General features: G+C 51.2%; 19 protein-coding genes and 3 tRNA genes. 2 read left to right on the plus strand and 20 right to left on the minus strand.

The features are described 5' to 3' along the window. Positions 1–67: 67 nt before the first annotated feature. The 10 genes from ybeD to leuS form a co-directional block, all read right to left on the minus strand. Positions 68–343, minus strand: coding sequence for a DUF493 family protein YbeD (ybeD, locus tag L4C36_RS16525; RefSeq protein ID WP_428478906.1), 276 nt, complete (start codon positions 341–343; stop codon positions 68–70). Positions 344–511: 168 nt separating this feature from the next. Then, positions 512–1,687, minus strand: a complete 1,176-nt coding sequence (locus L4C36_RS16530) for a serine hydrolase (protein ID WP_428478907.1) — start codon at positions 1,685–1,687, stop codon at positions 512–514. Between the two features lie 192 nt (positions 1,688–1,879). After that, a complete protein-coding gene (locus L4C36_RS16535; RefSeq protein ID WP_428478908.1) occupies positions 1,880–2,689 on the minus strand; it encodes a septal ring lytic transglycosylase RlpA family protein in 810 nt (269 codons plus the stop codon). Beyond that, a complete protein-coding gene (gene rodA, locus L4C36_RS16540) occupies positions 2,690–3,811 on the minus strand; it encodes a rod shape-determining protein RodA (RefSeq protein WP_428478909.1) in 1,122 nt (373 codons plus the stop codon). Next, positions 3,808–5,766, minus strand: a complete 1,959-nt coding sequence (gene mrdA, locus L4C36_RS16545; protein ID WP_428478910.1) for a penicillin-binding protein 2 — start codon at positions 5,764–5,766, stop codon at positions 3,808–3,810. The genes rodA and mrdA overlap by 4 nt, the downstream gene beginning before the upstream one ends. Positions 5,767–5,772: 6 nt before the next feature. Continuing rightward, positions 5,773–6,243 carry a 23S rRNA (pseudouridine(1915)-N(3))-methyltransferase RlmH gene (gene rlmH / locus L4C36_RS16550; RefSeq protein WP_428478911.1) on the minus strand — a complete coding sequence of 157 codons (471 nt, stop codon included), beginning with the start codon at positions 6,241–6,243 and terminating at the stop codon, positions 5,773–5,775. Positions 6,244–6,249: 6 nt separating this feature from the next. Continuing rightward, complete coding sequence (gene rsfS / locus L4C36_RS16555; protein WP_428478924.1) at positions 6,250–6,567, minus strand: ribosome silencing factor; 318 nt, start codon at positions 6,565–6,567, stop codon at positions 6,250–6,252. A gap of 171 nt (positions 6,568–6,738) precedes the next feature. Further along, the gene (holA, locus tag L4C36_RS16560) at positions 6,739–7,767 is read right to left on the minus strand and encodes a DNA polymerase III subunit delta (protein ID WP_428478912.1); all 1,029 of its coding nucleotides are present in this window, start codon (positions 7,765–7,767) and stop codon (positions 6,739–6,741) included. After that, complete coding sequence (locus L4C36_RS16565; RefSeq protein ID WP_428478913.1) at positions 7,764–8,435, minus strand: LPS-assembly lipoprotein LptE; 672 nt, start codon at positions 8,433–8,435, stop codon at positions 7,764–7,766. Before L4C36_RS16565 ends, holA begins: the two co-directional genes overlap by 4 nt. A 150-nt stretch (positions 8,436–8,585) precedes the next feature. Next, positions 8,586–11,162 (minus strand): leucine--tRNA ligase, encoded by a 2,577-nt coding sequence (gene leuS / locus L4C36_RS16570; protein ID WP_428478914.1) that lies wholly within the window; start codon positions 11,160–11,162, stop codon positions 8,586–8,588. Positions 11,163–11,345: 183 nt separating this feature from the next. On the opposite strand from leuS, the gene L4C36_RS16575 reads away from it, so the two are divergent. Next, positions 11,346–11,828, plus strand: coding sequence for a zinc ribbon-containing protein (locus tag L4C36_RS16575; RefSeq protein WP_428478925.1), 483 nt, complete (start codon positions 11,346–11,348; stop codon positions 11,826–11,828). A 132-nt stretch (positions 11,829–11,960) separates the two neighbouring features. Here L4C36_RS16575 and L4C36_RS16580 read toward each other — a convergent pair whose 3' ends face one another. The 7 genes from L4C36_RS16580 to mtgA form a co-directional block, all read right to left on the minus strand. After that, positions 11,961–12,644, minus strand: a complete 684-nt coding sequence (locus L4C36_RS16580) for a lipid-binding SYLF domain-containing protein (protein ID WP_428478915.1) — start codon at positions 12,642–12,644, stop codon at positions 11,961–11,963. Between the two features lie 158 nt (positions 12,645–12,802). Continuing rightward, on the minus strand, positions 12,803–14,362 hold the full coding sequence (gene lnt, locus L4C36_RS16585) for an apolipoprotein N-acyltransferase (protein WP_428478916.1): 1,560 nt from the start codon (positions 14,360–14,362) through the stop codon (positions 12,803–12,805). A gap of 3 nt (positions 14,363–14,365) precedes the next feature. Next, entirely contained in the window at positions 14,366–15,238 is an 873-nt protein-coding gene (gene corC / locus L4C36_RS16590; RefSeq protein ID WP_428478917.1) for a CNNM family magnesium/cobalt transport protein CorC, read from the minus strand. A 105-nt stretch (positions 15,239–15,343) separates the two neighbouring features. Next, positions 15,344–15,808 carry an rRNA maturation RNase YbeY gene (gene ybeY / locus L4C36_RS16595; RefSeq protein ID WP_428478918.1) on the minus strand — a complete coding sequence of 155 codons (465 nt, stop codon included), beginning with the start codon at positions 15,806–15,808 and terminating at the stop codon, positions 15,344–15,346. Beyond that, on the minus strand, positions 15,808–16,878 hold the full coding sequence (locus tag L4C36_RS16600; RefSeq protein ID WP_428478919.1) for a PhoH family protein: 1,071 nt from the start codon (positions 16,876–16,878) through the stop codon (positions 15,808–15,810). The genes ybeY and L4C36_RS16600 overlap by 1 nt, the downstream gene beginning before the upstream one ends. Positions 16,879–16,962: 84 nt before the next feature. Then, positions 16,963–18,387, minus strand: coding sequence for a tRNA (N6-isopentenyl adenosine(37)-C2)-methylthiotransferase MiaB (miaB, locus tag L4C36_RS16605; protein ID WP_428478920.1), 1,425 nt, complete (start codon positions 18,385–18,387; stop codon positions 16,963–16,965). Between the two features lie 171 nt (positions 18,388–18,558). Next, positions 18,559–19,251 (minus strand): monofunctional biosynthetic peptidoglycan transglycosylase, encoded by a 693-nt coding sequence (gene mtgA / locus L4C36_RS16610; protein WP_428478921.1) that lies wholly within the window; start codon positions 19,249–19,251, stop codon positions 18,559–18,561. Positions 19,252–19,429: 178 nt separating this feature from the next. Here mtgA and L4C36_RS16615 point away from each other — a divergent pair, with 178 nt between their 5' ends. Then, positions 19,430–20,602 carry a 2-octaprenyl-3-methyl-6-methoxy-1,4-benzoquinol hydroxylase gene (locus tag L4C36_RS16615; RefSeq protein WP_428478922.1) on the plus strand — a complete coding sequence of 391 codons (1,173 nt, stop codon included), beginning with the start codon at positions 19,430–19,432 and terminating at the stop codon, positions 20,600–20,602. 302 nt (positions 20,603–20,904) lie between these two features. Here L4C36_RS16615 and L4C36_RS16620 read toward each other — a convergent pair. From L4C36_RS16620 to L4C36_RS16630, 3 genes are all read right to left on the minus strand, one after another. After that, positions 20,905–20,989, minus strand: a tRNA-Leu gene (locus L4C36_RS16620). Positions 20,990–21,047: 58 nt separating this feature from the next. Next, positions 21,048–21,122: transfer RNA gene (locus tag L4C36_RS16625), tRNA-Gln, on the minus strand. A 40-nt stretch (positions 21,123–21,162) separates the two neighbouring features. After that, positions 21,163–21,247, minus strand: a tRNA-Leu gene (locus tag L4C36_RS16630). Between the last annotated feature and the right edge of the window lie 10 nt (positions 21,248–21,257).

Here is a 21,257-nt window from a genome sequence, read left to right on the forward strand (position 1 = left end):
GATACCGTTGGGTATTATAAAACTTGGCGGCTGAATTTTCAGCCGCCAATTTTATGGGGATTTAGAATTAAAGCACCATGCGAACGATGTCGATTTCGCCTAGCTCTTTATACAGGGTTTCTACCTGCTCAATAGATGTCGCTTGGATTGACACAGAGACGGCGCTGTACGTGCCTTTGCCGCTTGGTTTTACATCTGGGATGTAGTCACCCGGTGCATGACGTTGGATCACACCAACGACCAAGTCTGGGAGCTCAGGCTTGTTGTAACCCATAACTTTGTAAGTGAACTTACAAGGAAACTCCAAAAGGTCTTTAAGTTTTGGTTGTTCTTGTTGCTGCATACTGAACTCCGAGGTATTGCATTTTTTTTGCGATATTAATCGAGCATATTAATGGCTCAGCCCGCTTTTCTCAAGCAATGTTGCGAAGGGGCGGTGCCCCGAAAAGGGAGGCAAAAAAAAAGAGGTCGCGCAGGGCGGCCTCTTTTCGTTGTATATCTGATGGTTGGATTAACTCATCCAGCCTTTGAATAGCAACATGATGTAATCAATCATACGGCTAAATAGGCTACCTTGATTGACGTCATTCAGTGCAATCAGCGGGTATTGTGCGATTTCTTCATCGCCCACGCGGTAGTACAATTTACCGACCACATCGCCTTTCTTGATAGGGGCTTTTAGCTCTTTCTCAAGTACAAAGCTGGCCGCCAAATCTTTGGTCTGGCCGCGTGGCAAGGTCACGTACGTGTCTTCTGCGACACCCAGTGATACTTCGCTCACATCACCCATCCACACTTTTTCAGTGACGAAGGTTTCATTCGCTTTGTGTGGTGAAACCGTTTCAAAGAAACGGAAGCCGTAGTTAAGCAGCTTCTTGCTTTCTGCTTTACGGGCATTCGGATTCTTGGTACCCATGACAACAGAGATCAGGCGCATTTTGCCTTCTGTTGCCGTACTGACCAAGCTGTAGCCTGCGTTATTGGTGTGACCGGTTTTTAGGCCATCAACGTTCAGGCTCTTGTCCCACAATAAGCTGTTACGGTTGTATTGCGTAATGCCGTTGTAGGTAAAAGACTTCTCTTTATAGATCGCGAACTCTTCCGGTACATCACGGATCAGACCTTGCGCAAGTAGTGCCATGTCGTAAGGGGTGGTGTAAAGGTCCGGATTATCCAAGCCGTGTACGTTAGCAAAGTGAGTAGAATCCATACCCAATGACTTCGCCCATGCGTTCATCAGATCAACGAACGAATCCGTTGAGCCTGCGACGTGTTCCGCCATGGCCACACACGCATCGTTGCCCGATTGAATGATGATGCCGCGGTTCAGATCAGAGACCTTCACTTCGCTGCCCACTTCAATGAACATTTTTGATGAGCCCGGGAAGTTTTTCGCCCACGCATTTTTACTCACCACGACCGTATCATCCATAGAGATATTGCCGCGTTTGATTTCCTGTCCGATGACATAACTGGTCATCATCTTGGTCAAACTTGCTGGTGGAATTTGATCGTACTCTTTGTAACCCGCCAGAATTTTGCCTGAATGGTAATCCATAAGTACGTAACCCTTGGCCGCGATTTGCGGGGCTTCGGGAACAACGGCTGGGGCCGCGATAGCAGAGACTGAAGCCAGCAAGGTTGCCGAGACAGCTACAGAACGAATAAGTGCAGCAGATTTCTTCATGATGGTTGTAACTTAATTTGTCGATTGCAAAAAAACTTCACACATCATATCAGATTGTCATTAAGTGGCCAGCACTGGCCGAGGATATCCACCATTGCGGGCTGACTCTTGACATTTTTTGACATGAATATGTGAAAAAAAGTGCGGTCGGTCACGCTGGGTGACCGACCACGGTGTTTGTCAGAGTCGGATTTAGGATTTTGGTTCCAACTCGCGGGTCGATGTAATGATAAAGGCTTGCGGATAGCGTTGGGCTTTGGCCTTGTCACGCTGCGCCATGGCTTCATCACGGTCGATGTAAGGCCCCAAGCGAAGGCGGAAGATCTCCGCGTTATCGGCTTTTTTAATATCAATAGGGGTATTGAATTCGGCTTCCAGTGTTTTGGCGGTTTGTTGGGCTTTTTCCGCATTGGTCACCGCCGCTAACTGTACAAAATACTCGTTAGGGTTGGCGCTTTGCCATTCATCCGGATTGTCCGGTTTATCGATACGGATAACCTCAATCTTGACCGGGGCGGTGCCGTATTTGATCACATCCAGTTTGGTCGCGGCGGCCATGCTCAGGTCGATGATACGGCCGTCATGGAACGGCCCACGATCATTCACGCGCACAATCGCGACTTTGCCGTTGCGAGTATTGGTGACTTTGACGTAGCTCGGCAGGGGCAGCGTTTTATGTGCCGCTGTCATGGAGTACATGTCGTAGATCTCACCGTTCGAGGTTTTGTGGCCATGGAACTTTTGTCCGTACCAAGAGGCATCGCCAGTTTCCGTAAAGGCGTGGTTGCCGCGCACAATTTGATAGTGCTTGCCGCGCAAGGTGTAGTCTTTGTTCCCCGCCAAACTGTAAGGTTCATAGCGTGGTTGAGCGTCCTCGATATGATCTAATGTCGGTGACGAGGTCGGCGCCACATCATCAGCGATCGAATAGCGATCATCGTTCGGGGGCGTGGAACTACAGCCTGCAAGGATCAGGGCAAGAATTAAAGGGGTAATGCGCATTTAGGTCGCCTTGGACAACATTTTTCTGTGAGTATGAATAGACATCAGGATGCCGAAACCGGCCATCAGGGTGACCATGGAGGTCCCCCCGTAACTGACGAGCGGTAATGGTACCCCGACCACCGGCAATAGGCCACTGACCATGCCAATATTAACAAAAATATAGACGAAGAAGCTCAGCATGATACTGCCTGCCATCATGCGGCCAAAGGCGGTTTGCGCACGGTTGGCGAGCATCAGGCCGCGGGCGATAATAAACAGGTAGATCGCCAGCAAGCAGGTGACGCCGATTAAGCCCCATTCTTCGGCAATCACGGCAAAAATAAAATCGGTATGGCGCTCAGGTAAAAATTCGAGTTGAGATTGGGTGCCTTGCATCCAGCCTTTTCCGGCTAACCCGCCGGAACCAATGGCAATTTTTGACTGAATAATGTGATAGCCTGCGCCGAGCGGATCGGACTCTGGATTGAACAAGGTGAGCACGCGGGTCCGTTGGTAATCCCGCATCAGGAAGATCCACAAGACGGGAATAAAGGCGCCCACTAATACAACCGACGCACTGATGATGCGCCAGCTGATCCCAGACAAGAAGAGAACAAAAATACCGGAGGCGGCGATGAGGATGGAGGTGCCGAGATCCGGCTGCTTGGCAATCAGGATGGTGGGGACGAATACCATGATTAAGGCAATCACGATATGTTTTAAACTGGGGGGGAGCGGGCGGTTGCCGATGAAGCGGGCGACCATTAAGGGGACGGCGAGCTTGATGAGCTCGGAGGGCTGAAACCGGACCACGCCGAGATTCAGCCACCGCTGCGCCCCTTTGGAGGCTTCGCCGAAAAACAGCACCCCCAGTAAGAGCAGTAACCCCACCCCAAACAGGTAGGGCGCCCACGCCTCATAATGGCGCGGGGCAATTTGGGCGAGGATAAACATCACCCCGAGTGAAAGCAGCATGCGCACGGCCTGACGTTCCATCATGGCCAAGTTTTGCCCGCTGGCACTGTACATGACCATCAGAGCAAAGCCCATCAGTGTGATAATCCCCAAGAGTAAGGGGATATCCAAGTGCAAGCGATCGCCCAATGTCCGTTTGTGTCCGGTTGCTGCCATCACACTCATTGCGTGACCTCCGCCATTTTTCTGTCCACGATCGCGACCAAAGGATCCAATTGCTCGCCCGGCTTGAGGAGCATGTGGTCGAAGATCTTGCGTGCCACCGGTCCCCCGTTTGAGGAGCCCCCGCCGGCGTTTTCGAGCACCATGGAAACCACCACTTCCGGTTTCTCAAACGGGGCAAAGGCAGTGAAGAGGGCGTGGTCGCGCAAATGCTCTTCCAACTCATCGGCGTTGTATTCTTGATCTTCGGCTAAGCCAAAGACCTGTGCTGAGCCGGATTTACCGCCTGCCTTGTATTTGGCGCCATAGAAGGCGCGGCGTGCGGTACCGCGAGTGCCGTACAGTACGCGGTACATGCCATTTTTCGCGATATCCCAATCTTCCTGACTCACATTGTCGATCGGCGGGAAATCATCATATTTCGCGGGCACTTCCACATTTTCGTCAATCACGTCTTTGAGCAAGTGTGGCGCCTGAACACGGCCGTTATTCACCAATACCGTCGTGGCTTTGGCAATTTGCAGTGGCGTGGCGGTCCAGTACCCCTGACCGATCCCAACAGGAATGGTGTCACCTTGATACCATGGCTGGCGGAAGCGGGCTTGTTTCCATTCACGGGTTGGCATGTTCGCTTTGCTTTCTTCGTGAATATCTATGCCCGTGTATTCTCCGTAACCAAAGCGGCCCATCCAGGTGGAGAGGCGATCAATGCCCATGTCGTAGGCCACTTGATAGAAGAAGGTATCGACCGATTCTTCAATCGCTTTGTAAATGTTCACTTTCCCGTGGCCCCAACGTAACCAGTCACGGAACGGACGGCTATTGGAGTTCGGGATACGCCAGTAACCCGGATCATTACGGGTTGTGCGTGGCGTGATCACCCCTTCGGTCAGTGCGGCGACCGCAATCATCGGTTTCACGGTAGACGCTGGCGGGTAAATCCCCAACGTGACACGGTTCACCAGAGGGCGATCTTTGTTATTTAACAGGCCGCGGTATTGCTTGCCGGAAATGCCGTGAACAAACAAGTTTGGGTCGTAACTCGGGCTTGATACCATCGCCAGTACGGAGGAATCTCGTGGATCCAATACCACCACGGAACCACGTTTGAACTTGATGAGCTCTTCGCCTGTGTCGGGATCGAGTTCGCGCTCGGTCAGCAACTCTTTCACGTACAGTTGCAGCTCGATATCAATATTGAGTTTAATGTCTTTGCCCGGGATAGGGGGCACGTATTTCAGGGTGCGGATGATCCGGCCACGGCTGTTGACTTCCACTTCCTGATAACCGGAGGTGCCGTGCAGCAGATCTTCGTAATATTTTTCAACGCCCAGTTTGCCGATATCACGGGTTGCTTTGTAGTTGCTGATCTTGTCTTCACGTTCCAGACGATCGATATCACGATCATTGATTTTGGCCACATAGCCGAGTACGTGGGTCAGTGCCTCACTGTACGGATAGTAGCGCTTGAGATAGGCTTTAACTTCTACCCCAGGAAATTGGAATTGATTCACGGAAAACAGGGCAACTTGTGCTTCTGTCATCTGATTGAGCAGCGGAACGGATTTAAAACGGCGGGTACGACGACGTTCGCGATCAAAGCGCGCAATTTGGTCATCGGTAATGCCCATTAAGGTTCTTAGGCGGGCAAAGGTATCGTCAAGATCGGGGACTTTTTCGGTGGTGATTTCCAGCGAGTAGACCGGCCTGTTTTCGGCCAGAAGCACCCCATTACGGTCGTAGATCAGACCGCGGTTCGGGGCAACAGGGACGACTTTGATCCGATTATCGTTAGAGCGTGTCTGGTAGTCATCATGTTCACGAATTTGAATATGGTACAAATTCGTGAGCAGGACACTGACCAGCACGACAATACCGATAAATGAGACAAGAGCCCGGCGAAAAAATAGCGCCGACTCAGCCCGGTGGTCGCGGATCTGCGTTCGCTTTTGTCTCATTGTGGTTTATTCCCTGTGATACGGATGATTGGCCGTGATACTCCACGCCCGATACAAACTTTCAGCCATAACAACGCGCACCAATGGGTGCGGTAGGGTAAGTGGCGATAACGACCAGCTTTGTTCTGCTGCTGCCTTACAAGCGGGTGATAGCCCTTCCGGTCCGCCGATCAGAATAGACACATCGCGAGCATCAAGCTTCCATGCTTCTAACTGTTCAGCCAACTGCTCGGTATCCCAGCGTTTGCCCGGAATATCAAGGGTGACTATACGGTTGCCCTTCGGCACAGCCGCCAGCATCGCTTCACCTTCTTTTTGAAGAATACGGGCGATGTCTGCATTCTTGCCGCGTTTGCCAGCAGAAATTTCCACCAACTCAAGGGGCATATCTTTGGGGAAGCGACGGCTATACTCTTTGTAGCCTTCCTCAACCCATTTGGGCATCTTAGTGCCAACAGCGATCAGTTGAAGCTTCATTGTCAGTTAGCCCCAAAGCTTCTCCAGTTGGTACAGATCACGCGCATCTTTTTGCATGATGTGTAGCATAACACTGCCCATATCGACGATTACCCACTCGGAGTCGTCTTCACCGCTGATCCCAAACGGCGGGTAGCTAATTAGCTTAGATTCTTTGTTAACGTGATCGGCAATCGAAGCAACGTGACGGTTAGACGTACCGGTACATACAACCATGAAGTCAGTGATGCTTGACTTGCCGCGTACATCCAAAGTAACAATGTCTTGTGCTTTGATGTCATCTACTTTATCAACAATAAAATCGTGTAGTTCTTGAAGCTGCAAAGGGATCCCCTTATCTAGGTATTTGGTCTGTTTGCTTGTCGCCCAGATAACCCGGGTGACTTTGTAGCGGCGCAGTATATCACGCTCGTCCTTGTTTATGACAAGTAGGGAATCACTTTCCCTTTCTCTTTCCTGCGCACCCTGTAAGCACATGCTTACTCTTTTGTGGTGTTAGTGCTTTTGGATCAGATGCGTGCGTACCCCACACATTTCGGCGCACAAGGTGGCGAGCGCATCCCACGGTGAATAGTCAAAATTCGTTTTTACTCGGACTTCGATTTGTGCAAGTTGCTGTAACAGCGAAATAATGACACTCAGCGGCATACGGTGCAGGGCGCCGATGTACATTTCGCGTCGGTTTTGCCAGATCCGGTAATTTTCAAAAATCACATTGAGTGGCGTGCCTTTCTGGCCCATCTCCTGCATTTTATACAACTGCGTGATTTCACGTTGCAGGGTACGCAGAATGATGACTGCTTCAATGCCTTCGCCTTGTAACTGACGTAACACCCGCTGGCTGCGTTTAGCCTGTCCGGCCAGTACCGCATCAACCAACTGGAATGGGGTGTAATGGTTGTGACGGCTTAGGGCACTTTCCAAACGGACAACATTCAGTTCGCCGTCGGGGTAGAGCAGGACCAATTTCTGTAGGCTTTGCGCTAACGCCAGCAAGTTACCTTCGTGCCATTGGGCCAGCATTTGTACCGATTCATGATCCGGCTTGAGCCCCAACGACTGGCAACGGCCTTGAATAAAGCGGGGCAGCTGACGCGCATCCGGTGTGTTGCAAGGTAGGTAGATCCCTTGTGCTTCTAACGCTTTAAACCATTTGGCACTTTCTTGTTTCTTATTGAAACGCGGCCCTTGGATGATCAGCAGAATGTCCTCGTGCAAGCTGTCAATCACCTCTTGCAGTGACTTAACTTGTTGCGCGTTGAGGGCGGTGTCCGGCAGATCTAGTTCAATGATTTGGCGTGCAGAGAACAAACTCATGGCGTGGCAGCAATCGAGGATCAAGTTCCAATCAAGCTGGGCATCCACCGAAAAGCGGTGGCGCTCATCAAACCCGTGTTGTTGTGCCGCCTGCTTGATCTGATCGCAGGCTTCCAGTTTGAGCAAGGGTTCGTTGCCCAACAGGAGATAGGCAGGGCGCAGCCCCTTGGTCAGTTGCTGCACCAGTTGTTCTGGGTAGATCCTCATTGCGCTGCTTCAACCTGCTGCGCTGGTGACGTTTCATCGTACGACAACGTGTTAGCGGCCTGTTCATCGCTGACGTTTTCCGTACTGATGGACGTGTTTGTGTCTTGGTTGTCTTTATTTTGGATCAACGCATCCAATTGGTCTTTCTCCATGCGGTTAAACACGGCGGTCAGACGCGCTAACTGGCGCATGATTTGGCTGGAGGCCTGCTGGCGCATCTCTTCTTCAATCATGTCGCGTTCAACCGATTTTGCCAACGCCGTGAGCGGGTTATCCAGGAAGGTTCGGCTAACACGGGTGGTAAAGGTTTGGATGCCTTTGTTGGGCACCACAATGCTGTAGTTCACCACGTAGGTCAGTTCGTATTCCGCCGCACGGGCATTCTGGTACAACGACAGCGTACGCTCACTGATGGATTCGCTGATCAGGTTGAGGTTAGGGACGGTGCTCGACGGTGGGACTTGTTCAATACCGTGTAGCTGAAACTGCGAAGCGACTTGACGCTGGAGTGGACCGTAGCGGTCAAAACTGGTCAGGGACAGCTTGGCAATGTCGTCGGGCAACATATAGTTACCGCGAAGATGAAAACCACAAGACGCCGTGGCAAGAGCCATGACGACGACAAAGAAGGTTCGGATGGTGCTTTTAAGGGAAAAGAAAGCTTTCACCGAGTCTGCTCCATGAAAAATAAGTGAAAACTGACCGGCTGACGTAGGTGTACTTTGAAAGGTAGTGTGAGCCGGAGGATCTGTGGCGCCTGTGCAAGTGCGCAGGAGCCACAGGTTTAGGCATCAGGACGTTGCTTTAGTTCGCAGCAATTAGTTCGCAACGATGTTCAGCAGTTTACCTGGTACGTAGATCACTTTACGAATAGTCACATCGTTGGTGAACTTGGTCACGCCTTCGTCAGCCATAGCCAGTGCTTCTACCTGTTCTTTGGTTGCATCAGCAGCCACAGTCAGTTTGGCACGTAGCTTACCGTTAACTTGAACGATGATCAGTTTTTCGTCTTCGATCATCGCTTTTTCGTCAGCCATTGGCCATTCTGCGCTGTCGATGTTGCTTTCGCCCAGTGCTTCCCACATTTCAAAACAGATGTGTGGGGTCATTGGGTATAGCATACGTACGATGGCTTTTAGCGCTTCGTCAAGCAGTGCACGATCTTGTGCGCTGTCTTGTGATGCTTTCGCCAACTTGTTCATCAGCTCCATCACCGCTGCGATAGCTGTGTTGAATGTCTGACGACGGCCGATGTCATCGCTGACTTTTGCGATAGTCTTGTGTACGTCACGGCGTAGGGCTTTCTGATCGCCAGACAATGCTGCTACGTCAAGCGCGTCAACGTCGCCTTTTTCAGTGTGCTCTTTCACCAGTTTCCAAACACGTTTCAGGAAGCGGTTTGCCCCTTCAACGCCAGACTCTTGCCATTCAAGGGTCATGTCTGCAGGTGACGCGAACATCATGAATAGACGCACGGTGTCAGCACCGTACTTGTCGACCATTTCTTGCGGGTCGATACCGTTGTTTTTCGACTTAGACATTTTGATCATGCCTGAGTGCTCAACGTTGCGGCCTTCGTTGTCGGTCGCGGTCACGATACGGCCTTTGCCATCACGTTCTACCGTTACGTCTGTTGGGGCAACCCACTCTTTACCGCCTTTCTCGGTGGTGTAGAAGAACGCATCAGCCAGTACCATGCCTTGGCAAAGTAGCTGCTTAAACGGTTCGTCAGACGTCACGTAGCCTGCGTCACGCAGTAGCTTGTGGAAGAAGCGAGAGTAAAGCAGGTGCATACACGCGTGCTCAATACCACCAATGTACTGGTCTACGGGTAGCCAGTAGTTCGCTTTTTCTGGGTCTAGAATGTCGTCAGCCTGTGGTGAACAGTAACGCGCGTAGTACCACGACGACTCCATGAAGGTATCGAAGGTATCGGTTTCACGCAGTGCCGGCTCGCCGTTAAAGGTAGTTTTCGCCCACTCTTTGTCTGCTTTGATTGGGCTGGTCACGCCATCCATCACCACATCTTCCGGTAGGATAACCGGCAGTTGGTCAGCTGGAACTGGGTGTACAACACCGTCTTCAGTGGTCACCATTGGGATGGGTGCACCCCAGTAACGCTGACGAGACACACCCCAGTCACGTAGACGGAAGTTAACGGTTTTCTTGCCTTTGTTTTCCGCTTCTAGTTTGGCTGCAATTGCATCAAACGCGGCTTGGAAGTCCAGACCGTCAAACTCACCCGAGTTGAACAGTACGCCTTTCTCAGTGTAAGCCACTGCTGATACGTCAAGCTCGCTGTCGTCAGCCGGTTTGATCACTGGCATGATTTCAAGTGCGTACTTGGTCGCAAACTCGTAATCGCGCTGATCGTGCGCAGGCACAGCCATCACAGCACCTGTGCCGTAATCCATCAATACGAAGTTAGCGACGAAGATTGGCACTTCACGGCCTGTTAGCGGGTGAACGGCTGTTAGGCCTGTCGCCATGCCTTTCTTTTCCATGGTGGCCAGTTCTGCTTCAGCCACTTTGGTGTTACGGCACTCATCAATGAATGTCGCTAGCTCAGCATTGTTCTGTGCCGCTAGTGCTGCCAGTGGGTGACCCGCAGCAATGCTCACGAACGTCACGCCCATTAGGGTGTCAGGACGGGTGGTGTATACTTCTAGCGGTTTGTCTTGACCGATAACGTTGAACTCAAGCTCAACGCCTTCAGAGCGGCCAATCCAGTTACGCTGCATGGTTTTCACCATGTCAGGCCATCCGTCGAGGGTATCTAGATCGTCAAGTAGCTCTTGTGCGTACTCAGTGATTTTGATGAACCACTGTGGGATCTCTTTTTGTTCGACAGGCGTGTCACAACGCCAGCAGCAACCGTCTTCAACTTGCTCGTTCGCTAGAACGGTTTGGTCGTTCGGGCACCAGTTTACAGAAGAGGTTTTCTTGTAAACCAAGCCTTTGTTGTACAACTTAGTGAAGAACTCTTGTTCCCAACGGTAGTACTCAGGGGTACAGGTTGCGAACTCACGGTTCCAGTCGTAGCCGAAGCCCAGCAATTTTAGCTGGTTCTTCATGTATTCAATGTTTTCGTATGTCCAAGGCGCAGGCGCGGTGTTGTTTTTAACCGCCGCATTTTCTGCAGGCAGACCGAACGCATCCCAGCCGATTGGCTGCATGACGTTTTTGCCTTGTAGACGCTGGTAACGTGATACCACATCACCAATGGTATAGTTACGTACGTGACCCATGTGCAGACGGCCACTTGGGTACGGGAACATGGAGAGACAGTAGAATTTTTCTTTATTTGGGTCTTCACTTACAACAAAGGTCTTTTTGTTGTCCCAATGTTCCTGAACTTTCTGTTCAATGTCCTGTGGACGATATTGTTCTTGCATCGATGGCATCCGGGATTTTGTGAGTTGAGTACAAACACATTCAATATAATCGACATAGAATAACCAAAGGTAAAGGTGTCAACAATAGCTGAGGCCATTTCGGCCGTGAATTGTTGCCTGATCATCACCCTCGCGGGCTTGCGGCGTATTGCTACGGTCGGCGGGGAGACGGAGGGGGAAGTTATGGCGGATCAAAAGAAGGATTATGAGAGCTTGCTTGAAGAGGTGACAGCAGCCCTCAAACGTAGCCCGGATGAATTAAAACATTGGGCGACGATCACCGAGCAGTACCGTCAGGCAGCCAGTGACATGACCAAAGATGAGCTGGCGTTGATTTCTGCTTACCTGAAGCGTGATCTTCATGAATTTGCACAGAATGTGGAAAGTAGCCCCGAACCGTTTGGGGAGAGCCCATTCTATCGCGTGGTAAAAGAGACGATTTGGGAAGGGCTGGCAGAGGCCACGGACAAAACCCAGATTGAATGGCGTGAAGTGATGGATGATTTTAAACACCAAGGAGTTTACGAGGCGGGGGAAATTGTCGGCTTGGGTCATTTGGTGTGTGAACAGTGTGGGCATGATGAGCAAATCACCCACGTGAAGGCCATTTCGCCCTGCTTACGCTGCGGGCATACCCGTTTTACCCGTAAGCCGCTGTCGCCGTAGTCGGGCGGCTTAAGGCCATGAGCGATGAAGCATAATTGATAAAGAAAAAAACGGGCTGCGGCCCGTTTTTTATTGTCTAATTTAGTTCCGAGTTCCGAGATTTTAGTCACTCGCTTCTAGATTCTGCTCTTTCTACTCATACTGCACGGGTGGCTCAATGGTATCGACCATCACCGCAACTGGCGCTGCTTGCGAGGGGGGATGGGCTGGCCGTGAGTGGGATGCTGCATGGCCGGGTGCCAGCGGCAGTGGCTCAAAGCGGAAGGTTTGGCCTGCTAACGAGGCTTCGACCATCATGCCGCCTTTGGCAAAGGTAAAGACCGAGATCCCATTGGTGTAGTTGGCATCGATATAATTATCGTGGCCTGAGCTGGCGCTGAACCCGGCGGTTCCGGCTTTGGCTTGTGCGCCTTCATTGATGGCGACGGCGGAGGCTTGCGCGTCCAACTCTACACTGCCGTTAATAAAGCGTTCATACGCACGCTTGTCTTGGAAAAAAACGAGCTCGCTATAGGCTTGCCCGCCAAATTGTAAGCCGACCGAGAGTTGGAATAACGTGGCAGTGCCAGTGAGTTGATGGTGTTGATAGACGCTACCGGTGCCATAAGCACCGCCAATCCAAAATCCCCCTTTGCCGACTGACGGAAACACCGCATAGCCATAGGCAGACTGGAAGAAAGGCTGGGTTTGTGGGGCGGCTTGAAAGCGGTTGAGTGCGGCACGTGTTTCGAGGCTTTCTTTGGCCAGCGAGCCGGAAGCGACACACAATAGGGCCACGGCACAGAGCATGGTGAACAGTTTATGAATGATTTTCATCGATGCATTTCCCTTGAGCGCAGGTTCTAGTGATCCTTTCCATACTAACAAGGTGAAAAAAAAGGCGAAGGGTTAGCTTCACCTTTTTTGTTCGATTGTCAGCCTAGATTCAGGCTCTTGGGAGCACATCACGCATCAGGATCTGTCATGTATCCACATTAATCGTGATAATTGATTTCCGGCTGTTGATCGCGAAAACGCCCTTGTTGGCGACGGGCCAAAATCCACGACATCGTCAACGCCCACAGTACATACATGTACAGTGGCCAACTGCCTAGCGACGTGAAGGGTGTCATCCCTTCTGTTGGTGTGACCTTGGTACGCAGTACCGCGGTTTCAAATTGGGGGATGGAGGCAATGATGTGCCCGTTATGATCCACCACACCGGTTAATCCACTGTTAGTGGCTCGCAGAAGGGGCTTACCTAGCTCTAGGGCGCGCATTTGGGCGATTTCCATGTGTTGGAACGGCCCAATGGACTTACCGAACCACGTGTCGTTAGACAGCGTCAGCAGGAACTCGGTATCGTAGTCCACGTTCTGGCGAACTTGCTCGCTGAACGCCACTTCGTAACACAATGCGGGCGCCAGTGAATAGCCATTGGCTTCCAGATTCGGCTGGATGTAATCCCCACGGCTGAACGATGACATCGGCAAGTTGAAGAACGGCGCGATAGGGCGCAGTAAATCGCCGAACGGCACAAATTCCCCAAACGGCAGCAAGTGGTGCTTGCTGTAGCGTTCAGCGTGTTCGTACTGGTACGGACCGACCGCATTCACCCCAAGGGTCAGAATGTTGTTATAGAACTGGCCTTGCTCGTTTTGATCCAACACTCCAGTAATCACCGTACTGTGGTTATTACGGGCGGCAGCATCCAGATTCTGCAAGAAGGTCGGCACTTGGGTTTCCAGCGCGGGAATGGCCGCTTCTGGCCAGATGATCAAATCGGCCCCCCAGTTTTCACGGGTGAGATCCGTGTATTTCATCAGGGTCGGCCAGCGTTGGCTTGGCAACCATTTGATTTCTTGGGGCACATTGCCTTGGATCATGGCCACATCCACAGTTTTGTCGGGATTAGGCACAACCCATTGCTTCTTACCGGCCAGCAGGCTAATGCCCACGACCAGCGCGACAACCATTAGCGGGCGCCAGTTGCGGTAATAGACGGCACCGACAAGTGCGGCACTGCTCAATACCAAGGCAAGGGTGATCCCTTCGACGCCTAAGATGGGCGCAATGGCGGCATAAGGGCTATCAATTTGGCTGTAACCCATCCAAAGCCAGGGAAAGCCGGTCATTAACCAGCCGCGGATCCAATCGAGGATCAGCCAGAAAACCGGGCCACTGAGCATGAGTTGGTGGAAAGGACGACCGCGGTTAAAGCGGTTGAACAGGAACCCAAATAGCGCGGGATAGAACGCGAGATAGGCGATCAGCAAGGCCATGAGGAACCAGCCCGCTAACCACGGCATGCCACCAAAATTAGCGATGCTGACATGGACCCAGCTGATCCCAGTACCGAAAAGACCTAATCCCCACAAAAAACCGATCAGGGCTGAACGCTTAGGCGGTTGTTGCAAGAGCAGGGCAAACAGGAGGCACAAGGAAACGGGAGCGAGGTACCAGTAATTATAGGGAGCGAAAGAAAGGGTGGCTAAGGCACCGGCTGGGACAGCCGCAAAGAGCTGTCCCAACTTCATTAGTGTTTTTTTTGTCATTCGTTATGATGTAGTCGTCGGTTGATGTGCTTCGTGAGGCACGGTCACTTGCAACTGAATCACTCGGCGGTTATCGGCAGACGTAACTTTGAATGAGTAGCCATCCAATTCAACGATTTCACCACGGGCAGGCAGGTGACCAAAGCTGGTCATCACCAAACCACCTACGGTGTCGACTTCCTCGTCACTGAATTGGGTGTGGAATATCTCATTGAAGTCTTCAATGGTCGCCAAGGCTTTTACCGAATAAGTATGCTTACTTAACTGACGGATATCCTGCTCTTCTTCGTCATCGAATTCATCTTCGATTTCGCCAACGATTTGCTCGAGGATGTCCTCAATGGTTATAACCCCTGATACCCCACCAAATTCATCAACGACGATCGCCATGTGGTAGCGCTCTTCGCGGAATTCTTTGAGTAAACGGTCTACGCGTTTACTTTCTGGCACCACCACGGCAGGACGTAATACTTCGTCCATGTCGAACGGTTCACTGCTCGGCTGCAGGTAACGCAATAGATCTTTAGCAAGGAGGATCCCTTCTACATGATCTTTGTCGTCGCTGATCACCGGGTAGCGGGAGTGCTGGGCATCAACAATTAAATCAATCAGATCTTCTAGCTTCTGAGAACGCTCGATGGTGACCATTTGTGAGCGAGGGATCATGATGTCGCGAACCCGCATCTCGGCAATTTCCATTACCCCCTCGAGCATGTCGCGGGTGTCGTGGTCGATCAAATCGTTTTCTTCTGAATCTCGAAATACACCTACGAGGTCTTCGCGATTCTGTGGCTCACCTTGGAAAAGTTGGCCAATGCGTTCAAAGAAGGACTTTCTACTCGGACCTTCAGAATTCTGTGAGTTATCTTCGTTCATTGCTTGTAAGAATTACTTCTCTATCAGTTAAGTGGCGAGTGCCACAAAGTAAGGTGCGATGGTCGAGGCCAAATCCGCACCCATTTATACTCAGTCGAGGGGGGATTATAGCTTTTCGGCAGCATACGGATCGGCAAAGCCCATCTTTTGCATGATTTCTGTCTCTAAGCTTTCCATTTCCTCGGCTTCGTCATCTTCAATATGGTCATAACCTAGCAGATGCAAGCTGCCATGTACAACCATATGTGCCCAATGGGCAAGGAGTGGTTTATCCTGCTCAATGGCTTCTTTTTCGACGACCTGTCGGCAGATGATCATATCACCCAGCAAATCCAACTCGACACCCGGTGGGCTTTCAAACGGGAAAGACAACACATTGGTGGGTTTATCTTTGCCGCGATAGGTGTGGTTCAGGGTGTGGCTTTCTGTTTCGTCGACTAAACGGATAGTGACTTCGGCATTGGGTTGAAAAAGAAGAATTGCTGCTTCTAGCCATTGCTGAAAGTTCGCCTCAGTAGGCATGCCTTCCGTATTTTCAGTGGCAATTTGCAGATCAAGATAAATAGACATTAATGGCTTTGTTCCGGTTCAATGACGGCTTGTTTGGCCGTATGTTCTTCGCGGCGGCGTTGTTCGGCCAGCTTGCGTTGTTTTTGGTCTTCGCTTTCCCACGCTTCATACGCGAGGACAATGCGGGCTACAACAGGGTGACGGACAACATCGTCGGCCTGGAAGAAGTTAAAACTGATTTCGTCGACGTCTGACAGCACTTCAATCGCATGGCGCAAGCCAGAGCGGGCACCGCGCGGTAAGTCGATTTGGGTGACATCACCAGTGATCACCGCGCGTGAGTTAAAGCCAATACGGGTCAGGAACATTTTCATCTGCTCGACCGTGGTGTTCTGGCTTTCATCGAGGATGATAAAGGCATCGTTCAGCGTACGGCCACGCATGTAAGCCAGCGGAGCCACTTCAATCACGTTACGCTCAATCAGCTTCTCAACGCGCTCAAAGCCCAGCATTTCAAACAGGGCATCGTACAGCGGGCGCAAATACGGGTCGACTTTCTGGCTAAGATCGCCCGGCAAGAAGCCCAGTTTTTCACCGGCTTCTACCGCAGGGCGGGTCAGCAAGATACGGCGAATTTCCTGACGCTCAAGGGCATCGACGGCGGCGGCAACGGCTAAATAGGTTTTACCCGTACCGGCGGGACCGACACCAAAGGTGATGTCATGGCGGACCATGTTGGCAATGTATTGCGCTTGGTTCGGTGTACGCGGTTTGATCACCCCTTTTTTGGTTTTGATGATCACTTCTTTGCCGTAAGGAATGCTCGACTCGGTCGATTGTTCGAGAACACCAGACCCTTTGATCGCAAGGTGTACATGGTCAGGTTCAATATCGGGAATGGTATTGCGCACGGGCGCCGTATCGACATACAGTGATTTGATGATGTCGACCGTAGCGGTGGCCGTGTGAGGCTGGCCAACAACACTGAAACTGCTGCTGCGGTGGTTAATTTCAACACCCAAACGGCGTTCTAGTTGCTTGATATTATCGTCGAAAGGGCCACAAAGGCTGGAAAGACGCTGGTTATCGACGGGTTCCAGATTAAATTCTAAGGTAATAACTTTGCTCAAGATTGGCCTCTCAGTAGGGCCACCCAGTGAGCTGGGTGGCCTTGGGTTCAGGGCAGGTCTACAACCGTGTAGACGCACCGCTTACTATGGAGTATATACGCCGACACCCAATTCATCTTCTTTGCGTGTTTTTTCCATCATTTCGCTTGGCGATAGCGCTACACGCAGGTTCATGTCGGCTTCTGTGCGAAGCAGTTCACCACGCAGTGTGTTGGTCTTCACTTCGGTGATTTTTACATCAACAAACTGACCGATTAGCTCAGCGTCACCTTCAAAGTTAACGATGCGGTTATTGTCGGTACGGCCGCGCAATTCCATGATGTTACGCTTAGAAGGACCTTCAACCAGAATACGCTGCTCAGTACCTAGCATCAGGCGGGCGTGACGCATCGCTTGCGTATTGATCTGGTGCTGCAGTTCATACAGACGTTCTTTTTTCACATCTTCAGCCAGATCACAAGGGTAATCCGCTGCCGGTGTACCCGGGCGAGGTGAGAAAATGAAGCTGAAGCTGATATCAAAATCGATATCGCGGATCAGTTTCATGGTGTCTTGGAAATCTTGATCCGTTTCACCCGGGAACGCGACGATGAAGTCAGAACTCATGGTGATATTCGGACGCACTTTACGCAACTTGCGCACTTTCGACTTGTATTCAAGGATCGTGTGCGGACGCTTCATCATGGTCAAAATACGATCTGAACCGCTCTGTACAGGCAGGTGCAGGTAATCAGCCAACTCTGGGGTGTCTCGGTACACCTCAATGATGTCGTCAGTAAATTCAATCGGGTGACTGGTGGTGTAACGAATGCGGTCGATACCGTCAATCGCGGCCACAAGGCGAAGTAATTCTGCGAAGGTTGCTACGTCGCCATCGTGGGTGGGACCACGGAATGCATTTACGTTTTGGCCAAGCAGGTTAACTTCACGTACACCTTGGTCTGCCAGTTGGGCAATTTCAAACAATACGTCATCAATTGGACGGCTCACTTCCTCACCACGGGTGTAGGGAACCACGCAGTAAGTACAGTATTTTGAACAGCCTTCCATGATTGAAACGAACGCTGTTGCCCCTTCCGCGCGCGGTTCTGGCATGTTGTCGAACTTTTCAATTTCAGGAAAAGAAATGTCCATGACCGGTTTATCATTCGATTGCGATTGCTTGATCATTTGCGGTAGGCGGTGCAAGGTTTGTGGGCCAAAGATCACATCTACATACGGCGCACGCTTACGAATAGAATCGCCTTCTTGCGTTGCTACACAACCGCCCACGCCGATCACAAGATCTGGCTTCTTGTCTTTAAGTGTTTTCCAGCGGCCTAGCTGGTGGAAAACTTTTTCTTGCGCCTTTTCTCGGATTGAACAGGTGTTTAGCAGCAGCACGTCTGCTTCTTCTGGGATCTCTGTTAACTCGAAGCCGTTGGCTGCATTAAGAAGATCAGCCATTTTTGATGAATCGTATTCGTTCATCTGGCAGCCCCAGGTTTTGATAAGCAGTTTTTTAGCCATGTCTAACTCTTCACTCGTCGTGTTTATTCATTGCATTCTACATTGCTTCACTGTGCTCTCAGGCCAGTTATTGACCATCAGCATTAGCAAGCCGCGTATTGTACTGCTTTAAACCCTGCCTGACTAGTTCCTCACCACCCCGAATAAATTGTGGGTTTACCGGCTGTCGCCTTAGGGCGTGAGCGGCTTCAAGGTTTGCTGTCCGAGTTGTCGCATTTGCTGGCGGATCCACTGGCTACGCTTGCGCACATACGGGGTCATGGGCGTGGGCTGCATGCGGTACGGGTTCGGCAGCACGGCGGCCAGTTGTGACGCTTGTTGGGCGGTGAGCTGCTTGGCGGAACGATTGAAGTAGGTTTGACTGGCCGCCTCAACGCCGTAAAGGCCGGGGCCAAATTCAATGACATTCAAATACACCTCTAGGATCCGCGCTTTGCTCCAGAGCAGCTCCATCCATAAGGTAAAATAGAGTTCGACGCCTTTGCGCAAAAAGGTGCGGGAAGGGAACAAAAAGACGTTTTTGGCGGTTTGCTGGCTGATGGTACTGCCGCCACGCGAGGGGGCTTGCGTACCTGTTTGCTTAAGGATCGTTAAGATGGCATTCACATCCACCCCGTGGTGTGTCGGAAAGTGCTGATCTTCTGAGGCAATTACCGCCAGCTGCATGTTGGGGGAGATCTGACTGAGTGGTACCCAGTCATGCGCGGCGCGTGACGGATAATCTTTAGGTGGAAAGACGCTGCGGTAAATTTTCCAGCCCCATACCGGTGGATCAATCACGATACCGCCGGCCACCAATAACGGTGGGATCAGCAGCAGGATAAACAGGAGGCGAAGCAACAGACGTTTCAGGCGACTCAACATAGCAGCAGTGGGGGCTCCAAAGGTGACGCCGTGAAGGAGGCGTGATGATAGATCACGGATAGCACAGCAGAATTTGTTATGATAACCCACAGTACACAGGCTGTGATAATCTGCACAAACGTTTAACGTTTGTTTGACGAACACGTCTGATTTTTGAGCATAACAGAAGAGAACCGGTATGGAACGATTTGATGTCGTCGTTGCGGGAGGCGGCATGGTTGGCGCTGCAACGGCTATTGGCCTGGCGCAGCTGGGGATGCGAGTGGCAGTACTGGAAGGGCATGCGCCTGCCCCGTATGACGCCGATGCCCCGATGGATTTGCGTGTGTCTGCCATCTCTCCGCATTCGGTTGAGCTATTGACGCGTTTAGGGGCGTGGCCTGCGATGCAAGCAATGCGCCTGTGTCCGTATAAGCGTTTAGAAACCTGGGAACACCCTGAATGCCGCACTCGCTTTCATGCCGATCAGATGGACATCGAACAACTGGGTTTTATCGTGGAAAACCGCGTAATTCAGTTAGCCTTGTGGCAGCAGTTTGAGCACTATCCGAATCTGACATTGTTTTGCCCACATAAAATGGTCGCCACCTCAGTTTCACCCACGGTCGCGAAAAATCACCGCGTGATCACGCTTGATGATGGTCGGCAGATTGCGGCGCAATTATTGATTGGAGCGGATGGGGCAAATTCGCAAGTCCGTCAGCAAGCCGGTATTGGGATTACCGCTTGGGATTATCGTCAGCACTGTATGCTGATCAATGTTGAAACGGCATTGCCACAGCAAGACATTACCTGGCAGCAGTTTACCCCAAACGGGCCGCGTTCCTTCTTGCCGTTACCCGGGCATCAAGCATCACTGGTGTGGTATGACAGCCCACAGCGGATCAAACAATTGTCCGCCATGAGCCAGACACAATTAGCGGAACATATTACGCACCATTTCCCCGCTGAGTTGGGCGAGATCTTGGTGCTTAATCACGGCAGTTTCCCGTTGACTCGCCGTCATGCGCAAACGTACCGTGCTGATCGTGTGGTCTTGCTGGGCGATGCAGCACACACCATCAATCCTTTGGCCGGACAAGGCGTGAACTTGGGCTTTAAAGATGTGAATGTGTTGCTGGAAGAAATAGAGAAAGCGGGCGAGCAATGGGATCAGCCGGCGGTGTTGCAGGCGTATGAGCGCCGTCGCCGTCCGGATAATTTGTTGATGCAATCGGGGATGGATCTGTTCTATACCACGTTCAGTAATGATTTGTTGCCACTGAAGTTTTTGCGTAATGCGGGATTAAAACTGGCGGAGCAGACCGGGCCATTGAAAAAGCACGTACTGAAGTACGCCATGGGATTGTGAGCATGGGGCTGTGAGTTTCTCGGTACGTGTGAACGGCCGCTGAGCCTTTCATGCTATTAAAAGAAAAGCCGAATGCGTAAGTGTTCGGCTTTTTTATGTTTGTGATTTGCCTGAGCACAAGTGTAAAGCATGGGGCAACGTGATTTGTAACAGAACGCTATGTGTAACAGTGTGGTGTTTGTTGGTGTGTAGTGTGTAGTGTGTAGGGAGAAAAACAGAAGGATAGAGATAGAAAAAGAGGGGAACGGGAAAATAAAACAACAGATAAAAGAAAACCCACCAAAAGGTGGGTTTCTAAATGATGGTGCGGAAGGAGAGACTTGAACTCTCACACCTTGCGGCGCCAGAACCTAAATCTGGTGCGTCTACCAATTTCGCCACTTCCGCATACTTACCGTCTTATGTTGATTATAGTAATCAATACATAACTACGTTAAGTAAAATATGGCAGGTCTACCTGGATTCGAACCAGGGAATGGCGGCATCAAAAGCCGCTGCCTTACCGCTTGGCGATAGACCTGCAGATGCTCTTTACAGAGACTTTATTAATCAGAGCAGAATGGTGCGGAAGGAGAGACTTGAACTCTCACACCTTGCGGCGCCAGAACCTAAATCTGGTGCGTCTACCAATTTCGCCACTTCCGCATTCGGATGC

Source organism: Photobacterium japonica (genome assembly GCF_050337005.1).
In the GTDB taxonomy this organism is placed as follows: domain Bacteria; phylum Pseudomonadota; class Gammaproteobacteria; order Enterobacterales; family Vibrionaceae; genus Photobacterium; species Photobacterium japonica.